At 72.3% G+C, this 23,595-nt stretch carries 25 protein-coding genes and 1 pseudogene; 15 read left to right on the forward strand and 11 right to left on the reverse strand.

Annotation, left to right across the window (positions count from 1 at the left end):
* Positions 1-55: 55 nt before the first annotated feature.
* The 7 genes from ACIP84_RS07580 to ACIP84_RS07610 all read left to right on the forward strand — a co-directional run bounded on the left by ACIP84_RS07580 (position 56) and on the right by ACIP84_RS07610 (position 6,080).
* Positions 56-901, forward strand: a complete 846-nt coding sequence (locus ACIP84_RS07580) for a HipA family kinase (protein ID WP_401795811.1) — start codon at positions 56-58, stop codon at positions 899-901.
* Positions 898-1,281 (forward strand): DUF3037 domain-containing protein, encoded by a 384-nt coding sequence (locus ACIP84_RS07585; RefSeq protein WP_318206646.1) that lies wholly within the window; start codon positions 898-900, stop codon positions 1,279-1,281. Before ACIP84_RS07580 ends, ACIP84_RS07585 begins: the two co-directional genes overlap by 4 nt.
* A 182-nt stretch (positions 1,282-1,463) precedes the next feature.
* A complete protein-coding gene (fabG, locus tag ACIP84_RS07590) occupies positions 1,464-2,225 on the forward strand; it encodes a 3-oxoacyl-ACP reductase FabG (protein ID WP_319311502.1) in 762 nt (253 codons plus the stop codon).
* Between the two features lie 29 nt (positions 2,226-2,254).
* A complete protein-coding gene (locus ACIP84_RS07595) occupies positions 2,255-3,022 on the forward strand; it encodes an SDR family oxidoreductase (RefSeq protein ID WP_355958248.1) in 768 nt (255 codons plus the stop codon).
* A 148-nt stretch (positions 3,023-3,170) separates the two neighbouring features.
* Positions 3,171-4,748, forward strand: coding sequence for an ABC transporter substrate-binding protein (locus ACIP84_RS07600; protein WP_355958250.1), 1,578 nt, complete (start codon positions 3,171-3,173; stop codon positions 4,746-4,748).
* A gap of 104 nt (positions 4,749-4,852) precedes the next feature.
* Positions 4,853-5,536, forward strand: a complete 684-nt coding sequence (gene ung, locus ACIP84_RS07605) for a uracil-DNA glycosylase (RefSeq protein WP_355958251.1) — start codon at positions 4,853-4,855, stop codon at positions 5,534-5,536.
* A 70-nt stretch (positions 5,537-5,606) separates the two neighbouring features.
* Entirely contained in the window at positions 5,607-6,080 is a 474-nt protein-coding gene (locus ACIP84_RS07610) for a hypothetical protein (RefSeq protein WP_355958253.1), read from the forward strand.
* 83 nt (positions 6,081-6,163) lie between these two features.
* Here the strand turns inward: ACIP84_RS07610 and ACIP84_RS07615 are convergent, their stop codons facing one another.
* The 3 genes from ACIP84_RS07615 to ACIP84_RS07625 form a co-directional block, all read right to left on the reverse strand.
* The gene (locus ACIP84_RS07615) at positions 6,164-6,649 is read right to left on the reverse strand and encodes a hypothetical protein (RefSeq protein WP_401795816.1); all 486 of its coding nucleotides are present in this window, start codon (positions 6,647-6,649) and stop codon (positions 6,164-6,166) included.
* Between the two features lie 96 nt (positions 6,650-6,745).
* A complete protein-coding gene (locus ACIP84_RS07620; RefSeq protein ID WP_355958255.1) occupies positions 6,746-7,282 on the reverse strand; it encodes a DinB family protein in 537 nt (178 codons plus the stop codon).
* Positions 7,270-8,016 carry a TetR/AcrR family transcriptional regulator gene (locus tag ACIP84_RS07625; RefSeq protein ID WP_401795819.1) on the reverse strand — a complete coding sequence of 249 codons (747 nt, stop codon included), beginning with the start codon at positions 8,014-8,016 and terminating at the stop codon, positions 7,270-7,272. The genes ACIP84_RS07620 and ACIP84_RS07625 overlap by 13 nt, the downstream gene beginning before the upstream one ends.
* A gap of 103 nt (positions 8,017-8,119) precedes the next feature.
* Here ACIP84_RS07625 and ACIP84_RS07630 point away from each other — a divergent pair, with 103 nt between their 5' ends.
* Positions 8,120-9,361 (forward strand): FAD-dependent monooxygenase, encoded by a 1,242-nt coding sequence (locus tag ACIP84_RS07630; RefSeq protein WP_401795822.1) that lies wholly within the window; start codon positions 8,120-8,122, stop codon positions 9,359-9,361.
* A 59-nt stretch (positions 9,362-9,420) separates the two neighbouring features.
* Positions 9,421-9,723 (forward strand): annotated as a pseudogene (locus ACIP84_RS07635) (Gfo/Idh/MocA family oxidoreductase); the annotation flags it as partial.
* 439 nt (positions 9,724-10,162) lie between these two features.
* Here ACIP84_RS07635 and lnt read toward each other — a convergent pair.
* Both lnt and ACIP84_RS07645 read right to left on the reverse strand, forming a co-directional pair.
* Entirely contained in the window at positions 10,163-12,028 is a 1,866-nt protein-coding gene (gene lnt, locus ACIP84_RS07640) for an apolipoprotein N-acyltransferase (protein ID WP_401795825.1), read from the reverse strand.
* 123 nt (positions 12,029-12,151) lie between these two features.
* Positions 12,152-12,598, reverse strand: a complete 447-nt coding sequence (locus tag ACIP84_RS07645) for a nuclear transport factor 2 family protein (protein ID WP_355958260.1) — start codon at positions 12,596-12,598, stop codon at positions 12,152-12,154.
* Between the two features lie 80 nt (positions 12,599-12,678).
* Here ACIP84_RS07645 and ACIP84_RS07650 point away from each other — a divergent pair, with 80 nt between their 5' ends.
* Positions 12,679-13,272: a flavin reductase family protein gene (locus ACIP84_RS07650; protein WP_401795828.1), complete on the forward strand. Its 594-nt coding sequence runs from the start codon at positions 12,679-12,681 to the stop codon at positions 13,270-13,272.
* A gap of 107 nt (positions 13,273-13,379) precedes the next feature.
* Here the strand turns inward: ACIP84_RS07650 and ACIP84_RS07655 are convergent, their stop codons facing one another.
* Both ACIP84_RS07655 and ACIP84_RS07660 read right to left on the reverse strand, forming a co-directional pair.
* Positions 13,380-14,252, reverse strand: a complete 873-nt coding sequence (locus ACIP84_RS07655; protein ID WP_401795831.1) for an undecaprenyl-diphosphate phosphatase — start codon at positions 14,250-14,252, stop codon at positions 13,380-13,382.
* A gap of 81 nt (positions 14,253-14,333) precedes the next feature.
* On the reverse strand, positions 14,334-14,804 hold the full coding sequence (locus ACIP84_RS07660; protein ID WP_401795834.1) for a winged helix-turn-helix transcriptional regulator: 471 nt from the start codon (positions 14,802-14,804) through the stop codon (positions 14,334-14,336).
* A gap of 135 nt (positions 14,805-14,939) precedes the next feature.
* Between ACIP84_RS07660 and ACIP84_RS07665 the strand changes: the two genes are divergently transcribed.
* Positions 14,940-16,109, forward strand: coding sequence for a thiolase family protein (locus ACIP84_RS07665; RefSeq protein ID WP_401795837.1), 1,170 nt, complete (start codon positions 14,940-14,942; stop codon positions 16,107-16,109).
* Between the two features lie 131 nt (positions 16,110-16,240).
* On the opposite strand, the gene ACIP84_RS07670 is transcribed toward ACIP84_RS07665, so the two are convergent.
* Positions 16,241-17,002: a TVP38/TMEM64 family protein gene (locus tag ACIP84_RS07670; protein WP_355958266.1), complete on the reverse strand. Its 762-nt coding sequence runs from the start codon at positions 17,000-17,002 to the stop codon at positions 16,241-16,243.
* Positions 17,003-17,131: 129 nt separating this feature from the next.
* On the opposite strand from ACIP84_RS07670, the gene ACIP84_RS07675 reads away from it, so the two are divergent.
* Together ACIP84_RS07675 and ACIP84_RS07680 are read left to right on the forward strand one after the other, a co-directional pair.
* Positions 17,132-17,857, forward strand: coding sequence for a DNA alkylation repair protein (locus ACIP84_RS07675; RefSeq protein WP_401795840.1), 726 nt, complete (start codon positions 17,132-17,134; stop codon positions 17,855-17,857).
* 34 nt (positions 17,858-17,891) lie between these two features.
* Positions 17,892-18,737 (forward strand): spermidine synthase, encoded by an 846-nt coding sequence (locus ACIP84_RS07680; RefSeq protein ID WP_401795842.1) that lies wholly within the window; start codon positions 17,892-17,894, stop codon positions 18,735-18,737.
* Here the strand turns inward: ACIP84_RS07680 and ACIP84_RS07685 are convergent.
* Together ACIP84_RS07685 and ACIP84_RS07690 are read right to left on the reverse strand one after the other, a co-directional pair.
* A complete protein-coding gene (locus ACIP84_RS07685) occupies positions 18,699-20,147 on the reverse strand; it encodes an MFS transporter (RefSeq protein WP_401795845.1) in 1,449 nt (482 codons plus the stop codon). The two genes, ACIP84_RS07680 and ACIP84_RS07685, sit on opposite strands and share 39 nt — an antisense overlap.
* Positions 20,148-20,363: 216 nt before the next feature.
* Positions 20,364-21,533, reverse strand: a complete 1,170-nt coding sequence (locus ACIP84_RS07690; protein WP_401795848.1) for a hypothetical protein — start codon at positions 21,531-21,533, stop codon at positions 20,364-20,366.
* Positions 21,534-21,639: 106 nt separating this feature from the next.
* Here ACIP84_RS07690 and ACIP84_RS07695 point away from each other — a divergent pair, with 106 nt between their 5' ends.
* Together ACIP84_RS07695 and ACIP84_RS07700 are read left to right on the forward strand one after the other, a co-directional pair.
* On the forward strand, positions 21,640-22,092 hold the full coding sequence (locus ACIP84_RS07695; protein WP_355958273.1) for a DUF4442 domain-containing protein: 453 nt from the start codon (positions 21,640-21,642) through the stop codon (positions 22,090-22,092).
* A 196-nt stretch (positions 22,093-22,288) separates the two neighbouring features.
* On the forward strand, positions 22,289-22,942 hold the full coding sequence (locus ACIP84_RS07700) for a DedA family protein (RefSeq protein WP_355958275.1): 654 nt from the start codon (positions 22,289-22,291) through the stop codon (positions 22,940-22,942).
* Between the two features lie 113 nt (positions 22,943-23,055).
* Here ACIP84_RS07700 and ACIP84_RS07705 read toward each other — a convergent pair whose 3' ends face one another.
* Entirely contained in the window at positions 23,056-23,583 is a 528-nt protein-coding gene (locus tag ACIP84_RS07705) for a gamma carbonic anhydrase family protein (protein ID WP_355958277.1), read from the reverse strand.
* Positions 23,584-23,595: the final 12 nt, after the last annotated feature.

The raw sequence follows: 23,595 nt of genomic DNA on the forward strand, positions 1-23,595 counted from the left end.
GCAAAAAGGACCGAACCTTTGATTGCTTGGTTCGGCCCTGGGATAGCCTGGGAAAATGCTAACAGAGGTCACTGCAACCCGCTATGTCACGCCCTTGCGTGAGGGTGGCTCGCTCCCCGGGATCGTCGAGGCCGACGACCTCGGCACGTATGTCATGAAGTTCACCGGCGCCGGCCAGGGACGCAAGACCCTGGTCGCCGAGGTCATCTGCGGGCAGCTCGCCCGCCGGCTCGGTCTGCGGGTGCCCGAGCTCGTCACCATCCAGCTCGACCCCGTCATCGGACTGTCCGAGCCCGACCAGGAGGTGCAGGAGCTGCTGAAGGCGAGCGGCGGGCTCAACCTGGGCATGGACTACCTCCCCGGCTCACTCGGATTCGACCCGCTGGCCTACGAGGTGGACCCGGTCGAGGCCGGCAGGATCGTCTGGTTCGACGCGGTGATCAACAACGTCGACCGGTCCTGGCGGAACCCGAACATGCTCGTCTGGCACGGCGACCTGTGGCTCATCGACCACGGCGCCACCATGATCTGGCACCACAACTGGCCCGGCGCCCAGGCGTCGGCCGCCAAGCCGTACGACGCCTCCGACCACGTGCTCGCCCGCTATGCGCCGGACGTCGCCGCCGCGGCCGCCGGACTGGCCCCGCTCGTCACGCGCGAGCTGCTCGACGAGATCGCCGCCGACGTGCCCGACGAGTGGCTCGTCGACGAGCCCGGCTTCGACAGCACGGACGAGGTCCGCGCCGCCTACGTCGCGGCGCTGCTGCCGCGCGCCGCCACCATCCACGAGCGGATCACGCTCGGCCCCCGGACCGAGAGCCGGCCGCAGCAGCCGCCCGGCTGGCTCGCCGAGCGCCTCGCACCCCGGACGCACTCCACCGAGAAGGACAGCACCCCGTGACCGACCGCGATGTCTTCGAGTACGCGCTGCTGCGCGTGGTGCCGCGGGTCGAACGCGGCGAGTGCTTCAACGCGGGCGTGGTCGTCTACTGCCGCGCCCGTTCCTACGTGGCCGCCCGCACCCACCTGGACGAGGCGAAGCTGTCGGTCCTCGATCCGGCGGCCGACGTGACCGGGGTGCGGGCCGCCCTGCGCGCGGTCGAGGGGGTCTGCCTGGGCGGTGAGGCCGCCGGTCAGGCCGCGGGCGACGACGCGGGGCGGCGCTTCCGCTGGCTGATCGCGCCGCGCTCCACGGTCGTCCAGCCGGGGCCGGTGCACACCGGCCTCACCGCCGACCCGGAGGCAGAGGTGGAGCGGCTGCTCGACCTCCTCGTGCGCTGACCGCCCCCACCCCGCGACGGGGAGTGACCGGGTGCACCCGGTGGGCCGTTGACACCGGGTGCCAGGGCTTCTAGCGTCTCGTTCTGCGGACGATACTAAGCGGTCGCTCATGTGCGGGACGCAGGAGCGGGTGACCGGTTCGACCGCGACCAGGGACGATCCAAGGGCGAGGAGAACCAAGCATGTCCACCACCGAGCAGCGCGTAGCCGTCGTCACGGGTGCCGCACGGGGTATCGGGGCCGCCACGGCGCTCCGCCTCGCGGCCGAGGGCCGCGCCGTCGCCGTACTCGATCTCGACGAGGCGGCCTGCAAGGACACCGTCGAGAAGATCACCGCCGCGGGCGGCACCGCCCTCGCGGTCGGCTGCGACGTCTCCGACAGCGCCCAGGTGGAGGCCGCCGTCGCGCGCGTCGCCGCCGAGCTCGGCGCGCCGACGATCCTCGTCAACAACGCGGGTGTGCTCCGCGACAACCTGCTCTTCAAGATGTCGGAGTCCGACTGGGACCTCGTCATGAACGTGCACCTCAAGGGCGCCTTCCTGATGGCGAAGGCCTGCCAGAAGCACATGGTGGACGCGGGCTTCGGCCGCATCGTGTCGCTCTCCTCCTCCTCGGCCCTGGGCAACCGAGGCCAGGCCAACTACTCCGCCGTGAAGGCCGGCCTGCAGGGCCTCACCAAGACCCTCGCCAAGGAGCTCGGCAAGTTCGGCATCACCGCCAACGCCGTGGCCCCGGGCTTCATCGTCACGGAGATGACCGCGCAGACCGCCGAGCGCGTCGGCATGGGCTTCGAGGACTTCCAGGCCGCCGCCGCGTCCATGATCCCGGTGCAGCGGGTCGGCCGCCCCGAGGACGTCGCCAACGCGATCGCCTTCTTCACCGGCGACGACGCCGGCTTCGTCTCCGGCCAGGTCATGTACGTGGCCGGCGGCCCGCTCAACTGACGACCGGCATCGAGAGGAGCACGGCAGACATGACCGCACAGGCACGGCCGGAACCGTCCGGCAAGGTCGCTCTCGTCACCGGCGCCAGCCGGGGCATCGGCTACGGCATCGCCGAGGCGCTCGTCGCCCGCGGCGACCGGGTCGTCATCACCGGACGCGGCGAGGAGGCCCTCAAGGAGGCCGTGGAGCGCCTCGGCGCCGACCGGGCGATCGGCGTCCCCGGCAAGGCCCACGACGAGGCGCACCAGGCCGCCGCCGTGGAGGCGGCGATGGACGGCTTCGGCCGGGTGGACTTCCTGATCAACAACGCCGGTACGAATCCGGTCTTCGGTCCCATCGCGGACCTGGACCTCGGGGTGGCGCGCAAGGTCTTCGAGACGAACGTGGTCTCCGCGCTCGGCTTCGCCCAGCGGACCTGGCACGCCTGGCAGAAGGAGCACGGCGGGGCGATCGTGAACATCGCCTCGGTCGCGGGCGTCTCCGCCTCGCCGTTCATCGGCGCATACGGAATCAGCAAGGCCGCGATGATCAATCTGACCATTCAGCTGGCCCATGAGTTCGCCCCGGTCGTGCGGGTCAACGCGATCGCCCCGGCGGTCGTGAAGACGAAGTTCGCGCAGGCGCTGTACGAGGGCCGGGAGGCGGAGGCGGCCGCCGCCTACCCGCTCGGCCGGCTCGGCGAGCCCGAGGACATCGGTGGCGCGGCCGCCTTCCTCACCTCGTCCCAGTCGGAGTGGATCACCGGACAGACCCTCGTGGTCGACGGCGGGATTTTCCTGAACGCCGGAGTCGGGTGACCGATAATCGGACACTTTCCGGATTTCGTGTCCGGATTGACCCCGGTTATACGTCGAATGCCTCAAGTGCCCCGTCAGGCTCGAACATTGACCTGACGGGGTGCTGCGGTATCGTCGGCCGACCCGTGGCTGAACGAGGAGCGTGCACGTGTTCAACCGGACCAGTCTGCAGGCCGCTGCAGCCCTTGTGTCCATATCCCTGGTAACCGGATGCAGTGTCTTCTCTGACAGTGATTCGGCCGGGGATCAGAGAATCGTCGTCGGTACGACGAGCTCTCCCACCACGCTTGACCCGGCTGCCGCCTGGGACAATTCCTGGGAGCTCTTCCGGAATGTGTTCCAGACCCTGGTGAGTTTCCCGACGGGCAGCACGACCCCGGATTCCGACGCCGCGGAGTGCAAGTTCTCGGACACGTCGAGCCGGGTCTTCGAGTGCAAGCTCCTGGAGGGCCTCACGTTCTCCAACGGGCACAAGCTGGACGCCAAGGCCGTGCAGTACTCGATCGAGCGCATCCGCACGATCAACCACAAGGGCGGCCCGAACGGCATGCTCGGCTCGCTCGACAAGATCGAGACCGTCGGCGACCGGACCGTCGTCTTCCGGCTCAACAAGTCGGACGCCACCTTCCCGATGGTCCTCGCCACGCCGGCGATGTCCCTCGTGGACCCGGCCGAGTACCCGGCCGACCGCCTCCGCGCGGACGGCAAGCTCACCGGCTCGGGGCCGTACGTCCTCGACTCGTACACCGAGCGGGAGTCGGCGGAGCTGACCAAGAACCCCACGTACAAGGGCTTCGCCGACCGCAAGAACGGCGGCGTGACCCTCCGGTACTTCGACGACTCCGAGGCGATGGTCGCCGCGCTCAAGAAGAAGGAGATCGACGCCACCTACCGCGGCCTCACCGCCGAGGAGGTCATCGAACTCCAGGACGACAAGCCCGAGAACCAGGGCCTGCAGATCGTCGAGTCGACCGGCGCCGACATCCGCTACCTGGTCTTCAACACCCAGGACCCCACGATCGCCAAGCCCGCGGTCCGCAAGGCCATCGCCCAGGTCGTCGACCGCGACGAACTGGTCAGCAAGGTCTACCAGGGCACCGCCGAGCCCCTGTACTCCATGGTGCCCAAGGGAATCGCGGCTCACACCACCAAGTTCTTCGACCGCTTCGGCGACCCGGACGCCAAGAAGGCCAAGAAGATCCTCCGCCAGGCCGGCATCACCGAGCCCGTCGAGCTGAAGTTCTGGTACACCACGGACCGCTACGGCTCCTCGACGGCCGCCGAGTTCAAGGAACTCAAGCGCCAGCTCGAGGAGACGGGCCTCTTCGAGGTCGCCATCGAGGGCAAGCCCTGGAAGGACTTCCAGGCGGGCTACCAGAAGGGCGAGTACCCGGTCTTCGGCCGGGGCTGGTTCCCCGACTTCCCGGACCCGGACAACTTCGTGGCGCCGTTCGTCGGCAAGGAGAACGTCCTCGGCACGCCGTACGAGAGCCCCAGGATCACCGGCGAACTGCTCCCGAAGTCCCGCCGCGAGAGCGACCGCGGGACCGTCACGGACGAGTTCGTGGAGGCCCAGGAGATCATGGTCCAGGACGTCCGGCTGCTGCCTCTGTGGCAGGGCAAGCTGTACATCGCTGCCCGTGACGACATCGGCGGCGGCGAGGGCGCGCTCGACCCGCAGACCGTCATGCAGCTCTGGGAGCTGAGCCGCCGGGCCAGCTGGTAGGACCCGGGGCCGGCGGGGAGCCGGGAGCCTGCGGGGGCCACTGTCAGTGGCCCCCGGTAGGTTCGGGGACGAGTAACAGGAACGTCCACCGGAGGTTGTTGACCGTGACCGACACCAACATGCTGCCCGAGTCCTGGCGGGGTGTCCTCGGCGAGGAACTGCAGAAGCCGTACTTCGCCCAGCTCACCGAGTTCGTCGAGGAGGAGCGTGCCAAGGGACCGGTCTTCCCGCCGAAGGACGAGGTGTTCGCCGCCCTCGACGCCACCCCGTACGACAAGGTGAAGGTCCTGATCCTCGGTCAGGACCCCTACCACGGCGAGGGGCAGGGGCACGGTCTCTGCTTCTCGGTCCGGCCCGGGGTGAAGACCCCGCCCTCCCTGCGGAACATCTACAAGGAGATGCAGGCCGAGCTCGGCCACCCCGTCCCGGACAACGGCTATCTGATGCCGTGGGCCCAGCAGGGCGTCCTCCTGCTCAACGCCGTGCTGACCGTCCGCTCCGGCGAGGCGAACTCCCACAAGGGCAAGGGCTGGGAGAAGTTCACCGACGCGGTGATCACCGCCGTGGCCTCGCGCCCCGACCCCGCCGTCTTCGTCCTCTGGGGCAACTACGCCCAGAAGAAGCTGCCCCTCATCGACGAGGAGCGGCACGTGGTGGTCAAGGGTGCCCACCCCTCGCCGCTCTCGGCGAAGAAGTTCTTCGGATCGAAGCCCTTCACCCAGATCGACGCGGCCGTCGCGGCCCAGGGACACGAGCCGATCGACTGGCGCATCCCGGACCTCGGCTGAGCCTCGGCCCGATCCGGCCCCGGTGCGGCTAGCGTCGGCTCTCCCAGTGGGTGAGCGGGTGGAGGTCGCGGTGACCGAGCAGCAGCAGGTGTCGGACGACGGGGTCATGACCAGGATCGGGCAGGCGATGATGCTGCTCCACGGCGGCGACCGCGAGGAGGCACGCAACCGCTTCGGGCTGCTCTGGCAGCAGATCGGCCCGGACGGGGACCCCCTGCACCGCTGCACCCTCGCGCACTACATGGCGGACGCCCAGGACGACCCCGACACCGAGCTGGCCTGGGACCTGCGGGCCCTGAGCGCGGCGGAGGGCCTCGCGGAAGAGCGGCTCGCCGAGCACGGCTCCGCGGTCGCCCTCCGGGCGCTGTACCCCTCACTCCACCTCAATCTGGCCGCCGACTACGTCAAGCTCCAGCGGCCCGACGCCGCGCGGATCCATCTGGACCGGGCCCGCGCCGCCTCGGACCACCTCGACGACGACGGCTACGGAAACGGTGTGCGGGCCGCGATCGAGCGCCTGGAGCTGCGGCTTCGGGGACGGTGAGGGCCGGGCCCGGCGAAGCCGTTCGCTCCGTGGCCTCAGCGGGCGTACGTGCCGTGGCCTCAGCAGCCGTTCGCTCCGTGGCCTCAGCGGATGTACGTGCCGTGGCAGATGCGTGACGGGTCGCTGTCGGGCGCCCAGCCGCCGTACCGCTCGCCCAGGTCGCAGACGTCCGCCCGGGAGACGGGCGGACTCTTCGGCAGCTCGGCGAGCTCCGCCGGCAGCTCGGGCAGCGGCGGCCGGGTCTCCGGGCGCGGACGCTCACGCTGCCGCGGTACGGACTCGGGGCGCGGCGCCTCCCGGCGGGGGGCGGCCTCTTCCCGGCGGCGCGCCTCGGGCGAACGCGTCGCGCGGGGCGCGGCGGACGACGGGGGAGCGGGGAGGGCCGCTTCGAGGGCCTCCAGGGCCGGTCCCTCGACGATCTGCGGGGCCACGTCCTGACCGGGGCGTACGGTCTCCGCGGCGGAAGCGGGGGCGGGGGCCGTCGGCGGGGTGTCCACCGAGACGCAGCCCGCGAGGGCGGCCACGGCCGCCCCGACCAGGATCTTCGCTGTTGTTCGGGTTCCATGCACCCGCGCCACTCTGCTGGCCGGGTGGTGATCTTCGCGCCCCTACCGGAGGGGAATGCCCCGCACGGGTGAGTCGGGCGGGACCGCCCTTGACCCCCGTCAGTCTCCGGTAGCGCCGTCGATCCGCTCCCGGACGAGGTCCGCGTGGCCGTTGTGCCGGGCGTACTCCTCGATCATGTGCAGGTAGATCCAGCGCAGGTTGAACCGCTGCCCGCTGCGGTGCTCGCCTTCGCCCAGGTCGTCGAGTCCTCGCGCGGCGGCCACGGTGCGCGCGTGGGCGATCTCCGCCTGCCAGGCCGCGTGGGCCTCCTCGTAGGTGTCCTCGTCGGCGACGTGGAAGTCCCGGTCGCGGTCCTCCTCGGTCGAGTAGAGCCTCGGCGCCTTCTCGCCGGCCAGGACGTTGCGGAACCAGCCCTGCTCGACCTCGGCCATGTGGCGGACGAGGCCCAGCAGGCTGAGCTCCGAGGGAGGGGCGGACAGGGTGCGCAGCTGGGCGTCGTCGAGCCCCTCGCACTTCCTCGCCAGGGTCGCGCGATGGAAATCGAGCCACTGCTCCAGTGCCTCGCGCTCCCCCGAGGTGGTGGACGGCTCGACGCGGAGGGTGGTTTCCGTGCGGTCGGTGGTCATGCGCGGCATCGTCCCCCACGATCACCGGCCGCGCCAGTGCTTTCCCCGCGCCCCGGTCCGGCGCCGCTGCCGAGCATGCCGCGCAGCAACTCGTCGAAGCCGGTGCGCAGTTCCGCCCGGCTCGGCACGGCCGCATGGAAGGAGCCGACGGCGCAGGAGAACATCAGCCCCTCGCACCAGGCGATGAGGGAGAGCGCGTGACGCTCGGGCTCGGGAGAGCCGGCCGCCGCCGTCATCGCGACCAGGGGGCCGCGGAAGACGGAACCGGCGGCGTCGAAGAAGGCGCGGAGCTCGGGGCGGCGGGTCGCCTCCAGGGCCAGTTCGTAGCGGGAGACGAGCAGGGCGCGGTGATCGGTGAGATAGCGGTGCAGGGCGAGGGAGAGGGCGTCCACGAGGGTGTCGGTGCCGATGGGGCCCCCCTCGTGGGACCCAGCCGGCAGCTCGTCCGGGGCCAGGACCTGGGACTCCAGCTGAACCTGACGTCGTACGGCGGTCTCCAGGAGGGCCTGGCGGGTGCGGGCGTGGTTCGACGTCGACCCCTGCGGCAGCCCCGCCCGCTCGTCCACCGCCCGATGGGTCAGGCCCCGCATGCCGCGCTCCACGAGCAGGTCCAGGGCGGCGTCGCCGATCCGGTCCGCGCGGGAGGCGGCGGAGCCGGCGGCGCCGGCGGGGGCGGAGCCGCCGGCAGCGCCGGGGGATCCGGCGGGGCCGGGAGGGGCAGCGGAGGGCGTCGCCGAAGTCATGAGGACAACCTACAGCCGGCCACTACCCGCATCACTACATCTGTAGTACGGTCGCGTCACCGGAGTTACTACACCTGTAGTTCCCCGATCCGGAGGAGCAGTCATGGAACAGCACCGCGCCGTCGTCGTCGGAGCCGGCATCGGCGGACTCACCGCCGCCGTCGCCCTCCACCGCAACGGTTGGCAGGTCACCGTTCTGGAGCGGGCCGCCGACCTCGCCCCCGTCGGAGCCGGCATCGGCCTCGCCCCCAACGCCCAGCGCGCCCTGGACGTCATCGGTCTCGGCGACCGCGTCCGCGACCTCGCCGCCTGGCAGGGCGACGGCGGCATGCGCGCCCCCGACGGCCGCTGGCTCGCGCGTACCGACGCCAAGGCCGCCGCCGCGCGCTTCGGCGGGCCGCTCGTCCTCCTCCACCGGGCCACCCTCGTCGACATCCTCACCTCGGCCCTCCCCGACGAGGCCGTCCGCACCGGAGCGGCCGCCACGCTCGTCGACCCCGGCGACGACCGCCGCCCCGCCCGCATCGCCACCCCCGACGGAGAGATCGAGGCCGCACTCGTCGTCGCCGCCGACGGCATCCGGTCCGCGACGCGGCACACCCTCTTCCCCGGACACCCCGGCCCGCGGTACGCCGGCTGCACCACCTGGCGGGTCGTCGTCCCCGCCCCCGAGCGGCCGTTCGCCCCGCACGAGACCTGGGGCGCCGGACGCCTGTGGGGGACGCAGCCCCTCAAGGACGGCAGGATCTACGCGTACGCGATGGCCGCCGCCCCGGCCGGCGCCAGGGCGCCCGACGACGAGAAGGCCGAACTCCTGCGCCTGTTCGGCGACTGGCACCACCCCGTCCCCGAGATCCTCGCCGCCACGGACCCCGCGCTGGTACTCCGCCATGACGTCCACCACCTGCCCGACCCGCTGCCGGCCTTCCACCGGGGCCGGGTCGCGCTCCTCGGCGACGCCGCGCACGCGATGATGCCGAGCCTCGGCCAGGGCGGGAACCAGGCCATCGAGGACGCCATCGTCCTCGCCCACCACATCGGCCCCGCCGCCGACGCCGACCGCATCGGCTCCGCGCCCGGTCCCCACCGCACCGGCCCCGCCCCCGGCTTCGTCCCGAGCCGCGCCCTCGCCGCGTACACCGCCGACCGCCTCCCCCGTACCACCGCCATCGTCCGCAAGGCCGCCCGCACCGGAGCCGTCACCCTGCTCGCGGCCCGCCCCGCCGTCGCGCTGCGCGCCACGCTCGTCAGCGCCGTCTCGCGCATCGGCCCGGGGCTCGTCCTGCGCGGCTTCGACGGCATCGCCGACTGGCGGCCGCCGGTGGCCCCGGCCCGGTCCGCGTAAGCTGACCAGCGCGAACGGCCCACCCGTACAGGGCCTGTGGACACGACAAGGGAGAACCCGTGAAGGTTGGCTGCATCGGACTCGGCGACATCGCGCAGAAGGCCTACCTTCCGGTCCTCGCCACCCTCCCCGGGGTCGAACTCCACCTCCAGACCCGCACCCGCGCGACGCTCGACCGGGTCGCCGACACCCTCCACCTGCCCGCCGCGCAGCGCCACGGCGACCTCGACTCGCTGCTCGCCGCGGGACTCGACGCGGCCTTCGTCCACGCGCCGACCGCCGCGCACGCCGAGATCGCCGGCCGACTCCTGGACGCGGGCGTCCCCACGTACGTCGACAAGCCCCTCGCCTACGAGTACGCCGAGTCCGAGCGGATCGTGGAACTGGCCGAGAAGCGCTCGGTCGGGCTCGCCGTCGGCTTCAACCGGCGCCTCGCCCCCTCGTACGCCCAGTGCGCCGAGCACCCGCGCGAGCTGATCCTCCTTCAGAAGAACCGCGTCGGCCTGCCCGAGGACCCCCGCACCTTCGTGCTCGACGACTTCATCCACGTCGTCGACACGCTGCGGTTCCTCCTCCCCGGCGAGATCGAGCACGTCGACGTGCGCGCCCGGATCCGCGAGGGGCTCATGCACCACGTCGTGCTCCAGCTCTCCGGCGACGGGTTCACCGCCATCGGCATGATGAACCGGATGAACGGCTCGGACAGGACACCAAGCGCCAGGTCGTCAATCTCTCCGACGTCGTCGACCACAAGGGCCAGCCGACCCTCCGGCGGCGCGGCGACTGGGTGCCGGTGCCCCGTCAGCGCGGCATCGAGCAGGCCGTACTGGCCTTCCTCGACGCCGTACGCGACGGGCGGGTGCTCAGTGCCAGGGACGCCCTGCGGACCCACGAGCTGTGCGAGCGCGTCGTGCGCGAGGCGCTGATCCAGGCCTCCTGAACGCGCCCGCGCCCTCGGCGGCGCACACCGCGCCCACCACGGCGAGCGCCGCGTCGTGCGCGAGGCGCTGATCCAGGCCTCCTGAACGCGCCCGCGCCCTCGGCGGCGCACACCGCGCCCACCACGGCGAGCGCCCCGTACAACGGCCAGTCGCCCCAGCGGACGTAGCCCGTCGTCGAGTCCGAGAGCGGCAGCTCGCGGACGGCGACGGCGCTCTCGTCCGTACCGAGCACGGGCCCGATCCGTCGTCCGTCGGGGCCGTACGCCGCACTGACCCCGGTGAGCGTCGCGTGCGCGACGGGCCGTCCCGTCTCCGCGGCCCGCAGTGCCGCCAGGGACGCGTGCTGGGCGGGCGCCCAGCTCTCCTGGAACGTGCTGGTCGACGACTGGACGACGAGGAGCCCGGCCCCGTCGCGCACGAGGTTCCGGCTCATGTCCGGGAAGGCGGACTCGAAGCAGATGAGCGGGCCGATCAGCGGTTCCCGGGCCCCGGCACCGGTGTTCCCGCTGCCGTCGCCCGTACCGTCGGCGCTGCCGTCGCCCGTCGCGGGCAGCCGCATCACGACCGGTGCGGTGCCCCGCCGACGGTCCTCCTCGGCGGCCTTGCCGAACGACGTCACCCAGCCCAGGACCCCGCGCGCGGGCACGTACTCGCCGAACGGCACGAGCCGCATCTTGTCGTAGCGCTCACCCGTGAGCCCCGCCGGGCCGACCAGGACGGCACTCTTGAAGATGCCCGGGCGGTCGGCCCGCCGCGCGTCCACGTTGACCAGAAGCGGCGCGTCGACCTCCCGCGAGAGGGCGGTCAGCCGGGCGGCCAGATCGGCCCGGCCGGCCGGATCGGCGCCGACACCGCTCTCGCCCCAGACCACCAGATCGAGGCGCTGCCCGGCGAGCGAGCGGGTCAGCTCCTCGGCACGGTCGAACCGCCGCTGCGCCCCGTCCGCACCGTCGAACACCCCCGGCTGTACGAGGGCCACCCGCACCGTCCCGGTCACCCGCGGCGCCCCCACGCCCCAGGCGGCCGTACCCGCCACGAGCGCGCAGCCCGCGAGCCCGGCGACCCCGACGGTGCGCAGCCCCGGCCCGGCCAGCAGCAGGGCCACGGCCGTGTTCACCGCCACCACGAGGGCTGTCACCAGCCACACCCCGCCGACCGAGGCCAGCCGGAGCGCCGCCGGCACCTGCCACTGGCTCGCCCCGAGCAGCCCCCAGGGACCTCCAAGACCCTCCCAGGAGCGCACCAGCTCGATCAGCAGCCAGCCCGAGGGCACCGCGACCAGGGCGGTGGAAGCCCGCAGCGCCGACGGCGCGCCACCGAGCAGGGACCGTACGAGCCAGGCCCAGGGCAGCCACAGCAGGCCGAGCAGCGCGGAGAGCGGGAGGAGGAAGACGTGCAGGCTGGGCAGCAGCCAGTGATGGACGGCGAACACGAAGCCGATCCCGCCCAGCCAGCCGTCCAGGGCGGCCCGGCGCGCTCCCGGAGCCGTACGGATCAGGAGAAGCCAGGGGACGAGCGCCAGGTACGCCCACCACCAGAGGCCGGGGGCGGGGAAGGCGAGGGCGGGCAGCGCGCCGCAGCCGACGGCGAGCAGGGACCGACCGAGGGCACGTCGACGGGTCCGGCCGCCCGAGGCCTGCCCCTGCTCCCGGCCGGGGGCCGCTTCCGGGACCGGGACAGGGAGCGGGTCCGGGGTCGGGCCCCGTCGTACGAACGGATTTCGCATGGCATGCCTCCGCCCTTGCCTTCAGTGTCGGGCGTGACCGGGTTCGGCGCGGCTCGGGCGGTCCGCCGTGGTGACCGAAGCGGAAGGCCGCCGGGCGGCGGCAGCGGGGGCCGGTGGTGGCGGTCAGTTGTGCCGGCGCCACCGTTCGTCGACGACGACGGAGGTCAGCCGCCAGCCGTCGGCGGTCCGCACCGCCCCGAACGCGTAGCGGCCCCCGCAGACGAAGTCCTCGCCGGAGGTGAAGCGCATCGGGTTGACGTAGTCGGCGCGGATCTCCGCCGTGTCCCCGTTCTCCGGGTACCCGGTCGGCCCGCGGAAGAGGACGCGGCGGTTCACGATGAGGTGCTGTCGTACGGGAAAGAGCGTCAACGTCTCGGCGAGCCAGTCGGCCACCTCCGTCGCCGGGCCCTCGACGCCGCCCGAGCCGCGGTAGTCGGCCCTGCCGTCCGGTGAGAACAGGGCCCGGTAGGCGGTCCAGTCGGCGTCGTCGACGGCCGCCGCGTACCCGGTGACCAGGTCGTCGACGGCGAGTCGGTCCATCACGGTCGCGAGGTCCACGCGCTGCGTCATCGGATCAGTGTCGGGCAGGCCGGGCCGGGGGCCAAGGGGCGTGCGCGGGAGGAGTCGCCGAACGCGGTCATACTGGCCGGATGCGTGTGAACATCGATCCCGAACTGAGCGACCGCACCTCCTTCTACCGGCTGCTCACCGCCACCGTCGTGCCCCGGCCGATCGCCTGGGTCTCCACGTCCTCGGCGGACGGTACGGACAACCTGGCCCCGCACTCCTTCTTCACCATCGCCTCGGTCACGCCGCCGGTCGTGCAGTTCACCTCGGTGGGGCGCAAGGACTCACTGCGCAATGTGGAGGAGACGGGGGAGTTCGTCGTCAATCTCGCTCCCGAGGGACTCTTCGAGCAGATCAACGCGACGGCGACGGACTTCCCGCGCGGGGTCAGCGAGTTCGACGCCTGCGGCGTCGAGCGCGAGCCGAGCCTCCGCGTGAAGCCGCCGCGGGTGGCGGCGTCGCCGGTGGCGCTGGAGTGCGAGCTGCACAGCACACTGCGGATCGGCGACTCGACGGTCGTCTTCGGCCGGGTCGTCCACGCGGCGATCGACGAGTCGGTCCTCCTCGACGACCACCCCGAGATGGCCCTGATGCGCCCGCTGACCCGGCTCGGCAAGAACGAGTGGGGCACCCTGGGCGGCATCAAGGAGATCGCCCGCGTGCCCTACCGGGGCTGAGTGAGGATCCGGGGCCGAGTGAAGAATGCCGGGCCCTGAGAGCAGGGCCCGGCATGCGGTGCGGCGGCGTCGCCGACCGGGGGCGGCCCGGGCGGCCCCCGGCTTCGTCAGCCGCCCGACTCGCCCGCGTGCGGGCTGAGCGCGTCCGTGCCGACCAGGATGAAGAGCAGGATGCCGAGCAGGATCCGGTAGATCACGAACGGCATGAAGGACTTCGTGGTGATGAACCGCATGAACCAGGCGATCACCGCGTACCCGACCGCGAAGGCGATGATCGTGGCGAAGATCGTCGGGCCCCAGGAGACGTGTCCCTCGCCCGCGTCCTTCAGTTCGTACGCGCCCGAGGCGAGCACCGCCGGGATGGCGAGGAGGAAGGAGTAGCGCGCGGCCGCCTCGCGGGTGTAGCCCATGAGCAGGCCGCCGGAGATCGTCGCGCCCGAGCGTGAGACGCCCGGGATCAGGGCCATCGCCTGGCAGAGGCCGAAGATCAGGCCGTCCTTCACGCTGAGTTCCTTGAGCGTCTTGCGCTCGCGGATCGCCCGGTGGCGGCCGCCGATCTCGTCGCGGGCGGCGAGCCGGTCCGCGACGCCGAGGACGATGCCCATGACGATCAGGGTGGTGGCGATCAGCCGCAGGTCGCGGAAGGGGCCCTCGATCTGGTCCTTGAGCGTGATGCCGAGGACGCCGATCGGGATCGATCCGATGATCACGAGCCAGCCCATCTGGGCGTCGTGGTCGGAGCGCATCGCCTTGTCGGTGAGGGAGCGGAACCAGGCCGAGACGATCCGGGCGATGTCCTTGCGGAAGTAGATCAGTACCGCGGTCTCCGTACCGATCTGGGTGATGGCGGTGAAGGCCGCACCCGGGTCTTCCCAGCCCGCGAACGCCGCCGTGAGACGGAGATGCGCGCTGGAGGAGATGGGAAGGAACTCCGTCAGCCCCTGGACGAGTCCGAGGATGAACGATTCGAACCAACTCATGGGGCTAGGGCCGTCCCGTTATGTACGTGTGCGGTCAGAAGGTCGTGCGCAGCGTACCGTCCCCAGATGACGGGACCGTGCTCAGGCCTCCTGAGGGACCGTAGGCCCCGCGGCGGTCCAGCCCGGTGCCCTGACGTGGGCGGTGAGGCTGTCGCTGTCGGCCTCGTCCCCGCAGTGGGCGCAGACGATCCGGGGGCTGAGGACCTCGCCGCAGCGGTGCTCGAGGACGACCGGGCGGTGGTCGGCGTTGAGGTGGCGGTCGCCCCAGGCCATCAGGGTCACCAGGACCGGCTGGAGCTCTTCGCCGGCCGCCGTCGCCCGGTACTCGAAGCGCGGGGGGCGCTCGCTGTACTGCACCTTCTCCAGGATCCCGGCCTCGACGAGCCGCTTGAGGCGGGTGGTGAGGATGTCGCGGGGCGCGCCGGTGTTGCGGGCGATCCGGTCGAAGCGTCGCACGCCGAGGGAGACCTCGCGGAGCACGAGCAGGGAGTACTTCTCGCCGACGAGCGCCAGGGTGTCGGCGATCGAGCAGGGGCGGGGTGCGGCCTTCATGGGACAAGCCTAGGGCAGTGACGGCTCGGTTCGTTTGGAAAGCCAACTCATCATCGCGCATGGGTTTGAAAAGCGAACTCGCTGGGCTATGTTACCGATGAGTGTTGGTCCACTTCTCCAACTCAGGAGCCTGTCATGCGCGACGCCGTCATCGTCGAAGCCGTCCGGACGCCGATAGGGAAGGGCAAGACGGGGGGCGCCCTCTCCCATGTCCATCCCGTCTCCCTCCTCTCTCACACCCTGCGTGCCCTGATCGAGCGCAGCGGCATCGACCCCGCCCTCGTCGACGACGTCATCGGCGGCACCGTCGACCAGGTCGGCGAGCAGGCCATGAACACCACCCGCTACGCCTGGCTGGGTGCCGGATTCCCCGAGTCCGTGCCCGCCACCACCGTCGACCGGCAGTGCGGCTCCTCCCAGCAGGCCGTGCACTTCGCCGCCCAGGGCGTGCTCTCCGGGGCGTACGACATCGCCGTCGCCTGCGGCGTCGAGTCCATGAGCCGGGTCCCCATGTGGTCCAACGTGCCGGCCGGCGCCGACCCCTTCGGCCCCGGAGTCGCCGAGCGCTACCCCGAGGGCCTCGTCCCGCAGGGCATCAGCGCCGAACTCATCGCCGCGAAGTGGTCGATCGACCGCGAGGCCATGGACGCCTTCGCCACCTCGTCGCACACCAAGGCGGCCCGCGCCTGGGCGGCCGGACTCTTCGACGCCGAGGTCGCCCCGTACGAGGACGTCCGCCGCGACGAGTCGGTCCGCCCGGCGACGACCCCCGAGATCCTCGCCGGACTCCGGCCCTCCTTCGAGGACCCCGGCTTCGCCGAGCGCTTCCCGCAGATCGACTGGTCCGTCACCGCCGGCAACAGCAGCCCCGTCAACGACGGCGCGTCCGCCGTGCTCGTCATGGCCGCCGACACCGCCGAGAGCCTCGGCCTGCGGCCCCTCGCCCGGCTGCACAGCTTCGCCGTCACCGGCTCCGACCCGCTGCTCATGCTCACCGGTGTCATCCCCGCCACGGAGAAGGTGCTGCGGCGCTCCGGCCTCTCCCTCGCCGACATCGACCTCTTCGAGATCAACGAGGCCTTCGCCAGCGTCGTCCTCGCCTGGCAGCAGGAGACCGGCGCAGACCCGGCCAAGGTCAACGTCCGCGGCGGTGCGATCGCCCTCGGGCACCCCCTCGGCGCCAGCGGCACCCGCCTCACCACCACGCTCGTGCACGCCCTGCGGGCCCGGGGCGCCCGGTACGGACTCCAGGCGATGTGCGAGGCGGGCGGCCTGGCCAACGCGATGATCGTCGAGGCGCTCTGACCTCGGGCGGTCGGGCAGTCCTGGCCGGGGCCGGCCGACCTGCCGGACTGACCACCTGGTACTGACCTCCCGGACTGACCTCCCCGCACTGTCCTTCCGTGGCCTGACCCCGCCGCTCGGACACCCCTCTCCTAGCGGGGACTGCCCACCGTCTCGGGCGTCTGCTCCGGCTCCGGTGCCACGGCCGGAGCCGGGGCCCGCAGGTGGTGCCGCTTGCGCCAGGCGACCACGGCGGCCGCCACGGCGGACAGGGCGATGAAGCCCGCCGAGACGAGGAACGCGGGGGAGCCGGGTTCCCCCGCCTGCGCCCCCGCCACGACGTACGCCGCCGTGTTGGGCACCGAGCCGAGCGCCGTCGCCACCAGGAACGGCACGTACCCCATCCGGGAGACGGCGGCGCAGTAGTTGGCCGCCGCGAACGGCACCCCCGGGAACAGCCGGATCGCCAGCATCGAACGGAACCCGTGCCGGCTGAGCTGCCCGTCCGCCGCCGTCAGCCAGCGGCCCCGCAGCATCGGCCGCAGCGCCTCCTGCCCCAGGAAGCGGCCGAGGGTGAAGGAGATCCCGGCGCCGAGCACCGTCCCCGCGATCGCCGCCGTCAGGCCGAACGCCGAGCCGAAGAGCGCGCCCGCGGCCAGATTGAGCACCGGACGCGGGACGAACGCCGCCGTGCACACGCCGTACGCCAGGCCGAAGAGCATCACCGCGTCCGTGCCGTCCGTCTGCCGGGGCCAGCCCGAGGAGAGCAGCCGCTGCGGCTCGTACAGCACGACGAGAGCGGCCGCGGTGAGCAGCAGCAGCGCGAGCACCGAGAGCCGTGCGCGGGGCGCGAGCAGGGCCCGGGAGCAGCGGAGGGCGAGGGAGCCCGGCGGCCGGGGCACGGGAGCGAGCATTCGGGGAGAGTAACGGACGCGTCCGTATGATCGCCGTAATGTGCGTCATGTCCCGCCTGGCGAACAGCTCGTGGCCTCGGGCGGGCGGCCCATGACCCCGGGCGGACAGCCCACGACACGGAGGGCGCCATGACCGAGACCGCGCCGACGGCCGGCGGCCCCGCCGGCATCCCCGACAGCGCCCTCGCCGACACCCTTCTCGAGCGGCTCACCACCGTCTACCCGGCCGCCGGGAACCCCTTCCGGGCGCAGGAGATGGTCGCGTACATGAAGGGAGTCGCCCCCTTCCTCGGGCTGCGCACCCCCGAGCGCCGGGCCCTCTCCCGTACCGTCCTCGACGGCACTCCCCGCCCGGACGAACAGGACTGCGCCGCCGTCGCCCTGCGCTGTTTCGCGCTGCCCGAGCGCGAGTACCACTACTTCGCCGTCGACTATCTGCGCCGCCATGTGAAGCGCTGCTCGTCCGCATTCCTGCCGGTCGCCCGCGGGCTCGTCACCACCGTCTCCTGGTGGGACACCGTCGACCACCTCGCCGCCCATGTCGTCGGCGGTCTGGTCGCGGCCGATCCCGCCCTCGGGGACCGCATGGACGAGTGGATCGAGGACGAGGACCTGTGGGTGGCCCGGACGGCGATCCTCCACCAGCTGCGGTTCAGGGACGCCACCGACGCGGACCGGCTCTTCGCCCACTGTCTGCGTCGCGCCGCCGACACCGACTTCTTCCTCCGCAAGGCCATCGGCTGGAGCCTGCGCGAGTACGGCAAGACGGCCCCGGCCGAGGTCCGGGCCTTCGTCGCCGCGCACAGCACCCGGCTCTCACCGCTCTCGGTCCGCGAGGCCCTCAAGCACCTCTGACGGTCCCCGCGGAAACCCCCTGCACAATGAGAGCGTGAACGAGCAGATTCCCGTCATCCGCGAGGTCGACCAGGGCACGGCGCGCCTCATGCCCGATGTGGACCGGGAGCGGGCCTGGCTCCTCACGGTCGACGGCGCACCCCAGTCGTACGTCGACCTCGACGACCCGGCGTACCTGGAGTTCGAGTACGCGCGCCGACTCGCCCATGTCGTCGACGGCGCCGCCGACGACGGCGAACCGCTGGACGTCCTGCACCTCGGCGGCGGGGCGCTCTCCCTGCCGCGCTACGTGACCGTCAGCCGGCCCGGCTCGCGCCAGGACGTGGTCGAGGCCGACCGGGGGCTGCTCGCGCTCGTCGCCGAACACCTGCCGCTGCCCGAGGGTTGCGGGATCACGGTGCACGGTGCGGACGCCCGCCGCTGGCTGGAGGAGGCCCCCGCGGCCTCGGCAGACCTCGTCGTCGGCGATGTCTTCGGCGGCTCCCGGGTGCCGGCCCACCTCACGTCCGTGGAGTACGCGCGCGAGGTCCGGCGCGTCCTGCGACCCGGCGGCGTCTACGCGGCCAACCTGGCCGACGGGGCGCCCTTCGCCTTCCTCCGCTCCCAGCTCGCCACCTTCGCGGCCGTCTTCCCCGAGCTCGCGCTGGTGGCCGAACCGTCCGTGCTGCGCGGCCGCCGCTTCGGGAACGCGGTCCTGGTGGCCTCCGGCCGGGAGATCGACATCGCCCACCTCGCCCGCCGGGCCGCGGCCGACGCCTTCCCCGCGCGCGTGGAGCACGGGGACGCGCTCGACCGGTTCACCGGCGCCGCGGCGCCGGTCCTCGACGCAGGCGCCGTCCCGTCACCCGTTCCGCCAGAGGGAGCCTTCGGCATCGGCTGAGGCATCGGCCGAGGCACGGGCCGAGTCACCCGCCGAGGGGCGGGCCGGGACATCGACCGAGACGGCGGCCGAAGCGGGGGCGGCGGCGAGAGGAGTCACGGTCGCGGCCGGTACGGAGTCCGAGGCGGCGGCAGGCGTCTTCGCGCCGACCGGCTCCTTCGTGTGCGGACGCCGGGTCAGGTTCCGTACGTCCGGCACCAGCAGGACGAGCGCGGTGACCAGCACCATCAGTCCGGCCGCGCCCCACAGCGCCGTGCTCCGGCCGAACGAGCTCTCCGCCGGGCCCGCGAGCGCCGTCGTCAGCGGCAGCAGGGCCGTCGAGCCGAACCAGTCGTAGGCCGACACCCGGGACAGCTTCTCCTCCGGGATCTCCTGGTGCATCGTCGTCATCCACGAGACCCCGAAGACCTCGATGGCCACACCGCTGACGAACATCGCCGCCGTGAGCCCCACCGCGTCGAGCGGTACGGCGAGCGCCGCCGACGGCAGCGCGATCGGGAAGACGCAGAGCGTCCCGACGAACAGCAGCCGGCGCGGTTTCCAGCGGGCCATCAGGAAGGCGCCCGCGAGCGTTCCCACCCCGTACGCGGCGAGCGCGATGCCCCAGGGGCGCGCGCCGCCCAGCTCGGCCTTGGCCACCAGCGGCCCGTACACCGACTCGACCGCGCCGATCAGCCCGACCACGACGGAGAACTGGGCGACGATCGACCACAGCCAGGGCCGGCCGATGAACTCGTGCCAGCCCTCCCGCAGATCGGCGAAGAGACCGCCGCCGGGAGCGCGCTCGGGGATGCCGCTCACGTCCAGGAACGCGCGCAGGCCGCCTGCGACCGCGAAGGCGACGGCGTCGATCAGGAGGACCCAGCCGGGTCCGACGAACGCGACGAGGGCGCCGCCGAGCGCCGCGCCGCCGATGGACGCGCCGTGCATGGCCATCCGGTAGACGGCGAAGGCGCGGCTCGCCTGCTCCCCGGTGACGCTGGACATCAGCATGCCCTCGGCGGCCGGGTTGAAGAAGGCCTGGCCGGTGCCGCAGAGCGCGGTGAGCACCATCATCTGCCAGATCTGCGGCGTACCGGCGAGCACGAGGGCGGCGAAGACGGCCTGCGAGACGCAGTTGAGGAGGTTGGCGGCGACCATCACCCGGTGCCGGGGCACCCGGTCGGCGACCGCGCCGCCGATCAGCAGGAAGAGGACGAGCGGCAGGAAGCGCGCCATCGCCACGAGTCCCACGTCGCCGGCGTCGCCGCCGGTCTCGAAAACCGCCCAGGTCGTGGCGATCAGCGCGCCGTGCGTGCCGAGGTTGGTCACGATGGTGGCGGCCGTGAGGAGGACGTAGTTGCGCCCGGCCCACTCGGGGCGGCGCGAGCCGAGAGGGGCGCGGTGGGGGGCGGCGGCGGGACTGTTCACCCCGGGACTATCCCTGGCGGGCCGCCCGTATGCCAACCCGATATCCGGACGGGGCGCCCTGGGGTGCGGACAGCGGTCGGGAGGCGCCGGTCCGGGGCCGGCAAGGAGTTCCGGACGGATCGGCCCCGGCCCGGGTCCGGCACGGAGTTCCGGACGGATCGGCCCCGGCGCGTGGACGGACCACATGCCGGGGCCGGACCTTCGAAGCCCGTCCGGTCAGGACGCCGGAGCGAGCCGGACCGTCGACAGGATCTGCTTGATGGTGGCGTCCGGCAGCTCGTCCTTGACGCCGTCGGCCCCGTAGAGCACCCAGGTCGAGAAGTCGCCCTTGGCGTTCTTGAAGGTGAAGGCGATCGACTTGCCGTCCGTCTCGCACTTGTTGCGCTTCTTGACGCCGGGTGCCGTCGCCATCGCCATATGGCCGGTGAGGCCGGACTTCGTCTTGTACGGCACCGGCTTGGTGATCTTGATGGTGCTCTGCGGCATGTGCTGGGCGTAGCCGCCCCACACCCAGGTGCCGGCTTCGCTGCGCGAGGCGTCCGCGGTGTTCTTGGCGCCCTGCCCGCCCTTGGTGCCGGCGGTGCTCAGGCCCCAGGTCTCCATGCTGCCGTTCTTGTCGGTGTCGTACGTGCACCACTCGCTCTTGAGGCGCGAAGGGGACGACATGGTGACGAGCGGGCTGCCGTCGTTCTTCTTCTCGTCCTCGAAGAAGGTGATCATGCCCGGCTTCAGCACCTCCCATTCCGGCGGTACGTCGAAGAGGGTGCCGTACTTCGGGTTGTAGACGACCTTCCAGCCGGGGATCGTCGGCTGCTGGGCGGCGCCGTCACGCGGGTTGTCGATCCCTGACGGGCTGTCGCTCGGCTCCGTGGAGGGGATCGTCGACGGATCGGCGGACGGGTCCGCGGGCGCGGAGGCCGACGGGTTCGGCTTCTGGTCGTCGGCGGTCGTCTTCTTGTCGTCGTCCTTGCCGAGGACGAGGAAGCCGGTGACACCGGCGGCGACGACCACGGCGGTCGCGGCGACGATCGCGACGAGCGTCGTCTTCTTCTTCCCGCCGTCGGGCCCGCCGGGCTGCACCGGTCCCGGCACCGCGTACTGCTGCGGAACCGTCGGCTGCTGGTACGGGTTCGGCTGGCCGTAACCGGGCTGCTGTCCGTACCCCTGCTGCGGGTAGCCCGGCGGTGCGGGCGGCTGCTGCGGGTAGCCGGGCTGCGTCGGCGGCTGCTGCGGATGGCCGGGCTGTGTCGGCGGCTGCGGATACCCGGGCTGGGTGGGCGGCTGCTGATACGGGTTCGGCTGCTGGTACCCCGACTGCTGATAGGGGTTCTGATTCTGGTCCTGCGGGTTCTGCTCGCCCCCGGGCGGCTGCTGTCCTGGCCACATGGCCAGTAACCATAGAGGTGCGGAGGCGCATCGACCACGCCCGCCCCCGCGCAGCCCGCGTGCGGGGGGATGGCCAAGGCTGCTACTCGTGGGTAACATCACGGCCATGAGCGCAGACCAGATGACCGTCGGCGAGATGCTCGCCGCCACGGTGCCCATGGCCGGAACCCTGAACCTGGAGTTCCTGGAGACCACCGCCGAGCGCGCCGTCGTGCGCCTGCCGGACCAGCCCGCCTACCACAACCACGTCGGCGGCCCGCACGCCGGAGCGATGTTCACACTCGCCGAGTCCGCCAGCGGCGCCATCGTGCTCGCCGCGTTCGGTGACCAGCTGAGCCGCGCCGTACCGCTCGCCGTCAAGGCCGAGATCGGCTACAAGAAGCTCGCGATGGGCGTCGTCACGGCCACCGCCACCCTGGGCCGCCCGGCCGCCGAGGTCGTCGCCGAACTCGACGCCGGGCAGCGGCCGGAGTTCCCGGTGAAGATCGAGATCACCCGCGAGGACGGCGCCGTGACCGGCGAGATGACCGTCGTCTGGACCCTGCGCCCCCACGCCTGAGAAGGGACGCCGTGGACCGCCCCCGTACCCCCTCCCGGGGTGCGGGGGCGGCCGCGTTCCCGGCGGCCGACGGCACGGGCCGTCCACCCCGACCGGGTAGGCTGCCCCGGCGTGCCCGCCGCGGTGCACGCCGGCGCCAAGGGCCCCCGACCAGGGGCCGGGCGCGGCAGGGCAGTCGAAACGGGAGGAAGCCGCGTTGCACGTCCAGGAGTGGCTGGAGACGATCCCCGCGGTCGCGGTCTACGTCCTCGTCGGCGTGGTGATCGGGCTGGAGAGCCTGGGCATCCCGCTGCCCGGCGAGATCGTGCTCGTGAGCTCGGCGCTGCTCGCCTCGCAGCACGGCGACATCGACCCGTACGTCCTCGGCGCCTGCGCCACCGCCGGCGCGATCATCGGCGACTCGATCGGCTACGCGATCGGGCGCAAGGGCGGACGGCCGCTGCTCGCCTGGCTGGGGAAGAAGTTCCCCAAGCACTTCAGCGAGGCCAACATCGGGCTCGCCGAGCGCTCCTTCCAGAAGTGGGGCATGTGGGCCGTCTTCTTCGGCCGCTTCATCGCCCTGCTCCGCATCTTCGCCGGACCGCTCGCGGGCGTCCTGCACATGCCGTACTGGAAGTTCCTGATCGCCAACGTCTTCGGCGGCATCCTGTGGGCCGGCGGCACGACGGCCGTCATCTACTCGGTCGGCATCGTCGCGGAGGCCTGGCTGAAGCGCTTCTCGTGGCTGGGGCTCGTCCTCGCGGTGCTGATCGGTGTCGCCTCGATGCTGATCATCAAGAACCGCGCCAAGAAGGCGGCGGCGGAGCAGGCCGAGGCCCCGGAGCCGGCACCGGTCGCGGTCGCCGACTGAGCCCGGACGCACCAGGACGTACTTGAGGAGGGCGGCACCCGTCGACGGGTGCCGCCCTCCTCAAGTACCGGACGTCGTACGGCGTACGCCCTCACCGCCGGACGCCGTGCGGCTCACGCTCCGAAGGCCTCCGCGTGGCCCTTGGCGAGGTGCAGGTACATCTCGGCGTTCAGCCGGATGCCCGCCTGCTCCTCCTCGGTCAGCGGCCGGCGGACCTTCGCGGGCACGCCCGCGACCAGCGAGCCCGGCGGGATCTCCATGCCCTGCGGGACGAGCGCCTGCGCGGCGATCAGCGAACCGGCCCCGATCCGCGCACCGTTGAGGACGGTCGCGCCCATGCCGACGAGCACGTCGTCCTCGATGACGCAGCCGTGCACGGTCGCGTTGTGGCCGACGGTCACGCGGTCACCGATCGAGACGGGGAAGCCGGGGTCGACGTGGACCGTGCAGTTGTCCTGGATGTTGGAGTCCTCGCCGATCGCGATGGGGCCGCAGTCCGCGCGCAGCACCGCGTGGTACCAGATGCTGGCGCGGGCGCCGAGCGTCACGTCGCCGAGCACCACGGAGGTCGGGGCGGTGAAGGCGGTCGGGTCGATCTGCGGCTCCTTGCCGCCCACACCCTTGATCAACGCCTCTGTCATGGTTCGCTCCTG

It is taken from the genome of Streptomyces sp. NPDC088707 (genome assembly GCF_044752725.1).
In the GTDB taxonomy this organism is placed as follows: domain Bacteria; phylum Actinomycetota; class Actinomycetes; order Streptomycetales; family Streptomycetaceae; genus Streptomyces.

Bases quoted from the DNA above. Each gene is read 5' to 3' on its own strand.
- ACIP84_RS07595 (WP_355958248.1), top strand. From the start codon at position 2,255: ATGACCGCACAGGCACGGCCGGAACCGTCCGGCAAGGTCGCTCTCGTC.
- ACIP84_RS07670 (WP_355958266.1), bottom strand. From the start codon at position 17,002: ATGCTCGCTCCCGTGCCCCGGCCGCCGGGCTCCCTCGCCCTCCGCTGC.
- ACIP84_RS07690 (WP_401795848.1), bottom strand. From the start codon at position 21,533: ATGTGGCCAGGACAGCAGCCGCCCGGGGGCGAGCAGAACCCGCAGGAC.
- ACIP84_RS07580 (WP_401795811.1), top strand. From the start codon at position 56: ATGCTAACAGAGGTCACTGCAACCCGCTATGTCACGCCCTTGCGTGAG.
- ACIP84_RS07625 (WP_401795819.1), bottom strand. From the start codon at position 8,016: ATGACTTCGGCGACGCCCTCCGCTGCCCCTCCCGGCCCCGCCGGATCC.
- ACIP84_RS07675 (WP_401795840.1), top strand. From the start codon at position 17,132: ATGACCGAGACCGCGCCGACGGCCGGCGGCCCCGCCGGCATCCCCGAC.
- ACIP84_RS07665 (WP_401795837.1), top strand. From the start codon at position 14,940: ATGCGCGACGCCGTCATCGTCGAAGCCGTCCGGACGCCGATAGGGAAG.
- fabG (WP_319311502.1), top strand. From the start codon at position 1,464: ATGTCCACCACCGAGCAGCGCGTAGCCGTCGTCACGGGTGCCGCACGG.
- ACIP84_RS07695 (WP_355958273.1), top strand. From the start codon at position 21,640: ATGAGCGCAGACCAGATGACCGTCGGCGAGATGCTCGCCGCCACGGTG.
- ACIP84_RS07655 (WP_401795831.1), bottom strand. From the start codon at position 14,252: ATGAGTTGGTTCGAATCGTTCATCCTCGGACTCGTCCAGGGGCTGACG.
- ACIP84_RS07705 (WP_355958277.1), bottom strand. From the start codon at position 23,583: ATGACAGAGGCGTTGATCAAGGGTGTGGGCGGCAAGGAGCCGCAGATC.
- ACIP84_RS07650 (WP_401795828.1), top strand. From the start codon at position 12,679: ATGCGTGTGAACATCGATCCCGAACTGAGCGACCGCACCTCCTTCTAC.
- ACIP84_RS07630 (WP_401795822.1), top strand. From the start codon at position 8,120: ATGGAACAGCACCGCGCCGTCGTCGTCGGAGCCGGCATCGGCGGACTC.
- ACIP84_RS07620 (WP_355958255.1), bottom strand. From the start codon at position 7,282: ATGCCGCGCATGACCACCGACCGCACGGAAACCACCCTCCGCGTCGAG.
- ACIP84_RS07645 (WP_355958260.1), bottom strand. From the start codon at position 12,598: ATGACGCAGCGCGTGGACCTCGCGACCGTGATGGACCGACTCGCCGTC.
- lnt (WP_401795825.1), bottom strand. From the start codon at position 12,028: ATGCGAAATCCGTTCGTACGACGGGGCCCGACCCCGGACCCGCTCCCT.
- ACIP84_RS07660 (WP_401795834.1), bottom strand. From the start codon at position 14,804: ATGAAGGCCGCACCCCGCCCCTGCTCGATCGCCGACACCCTGGCGCTC.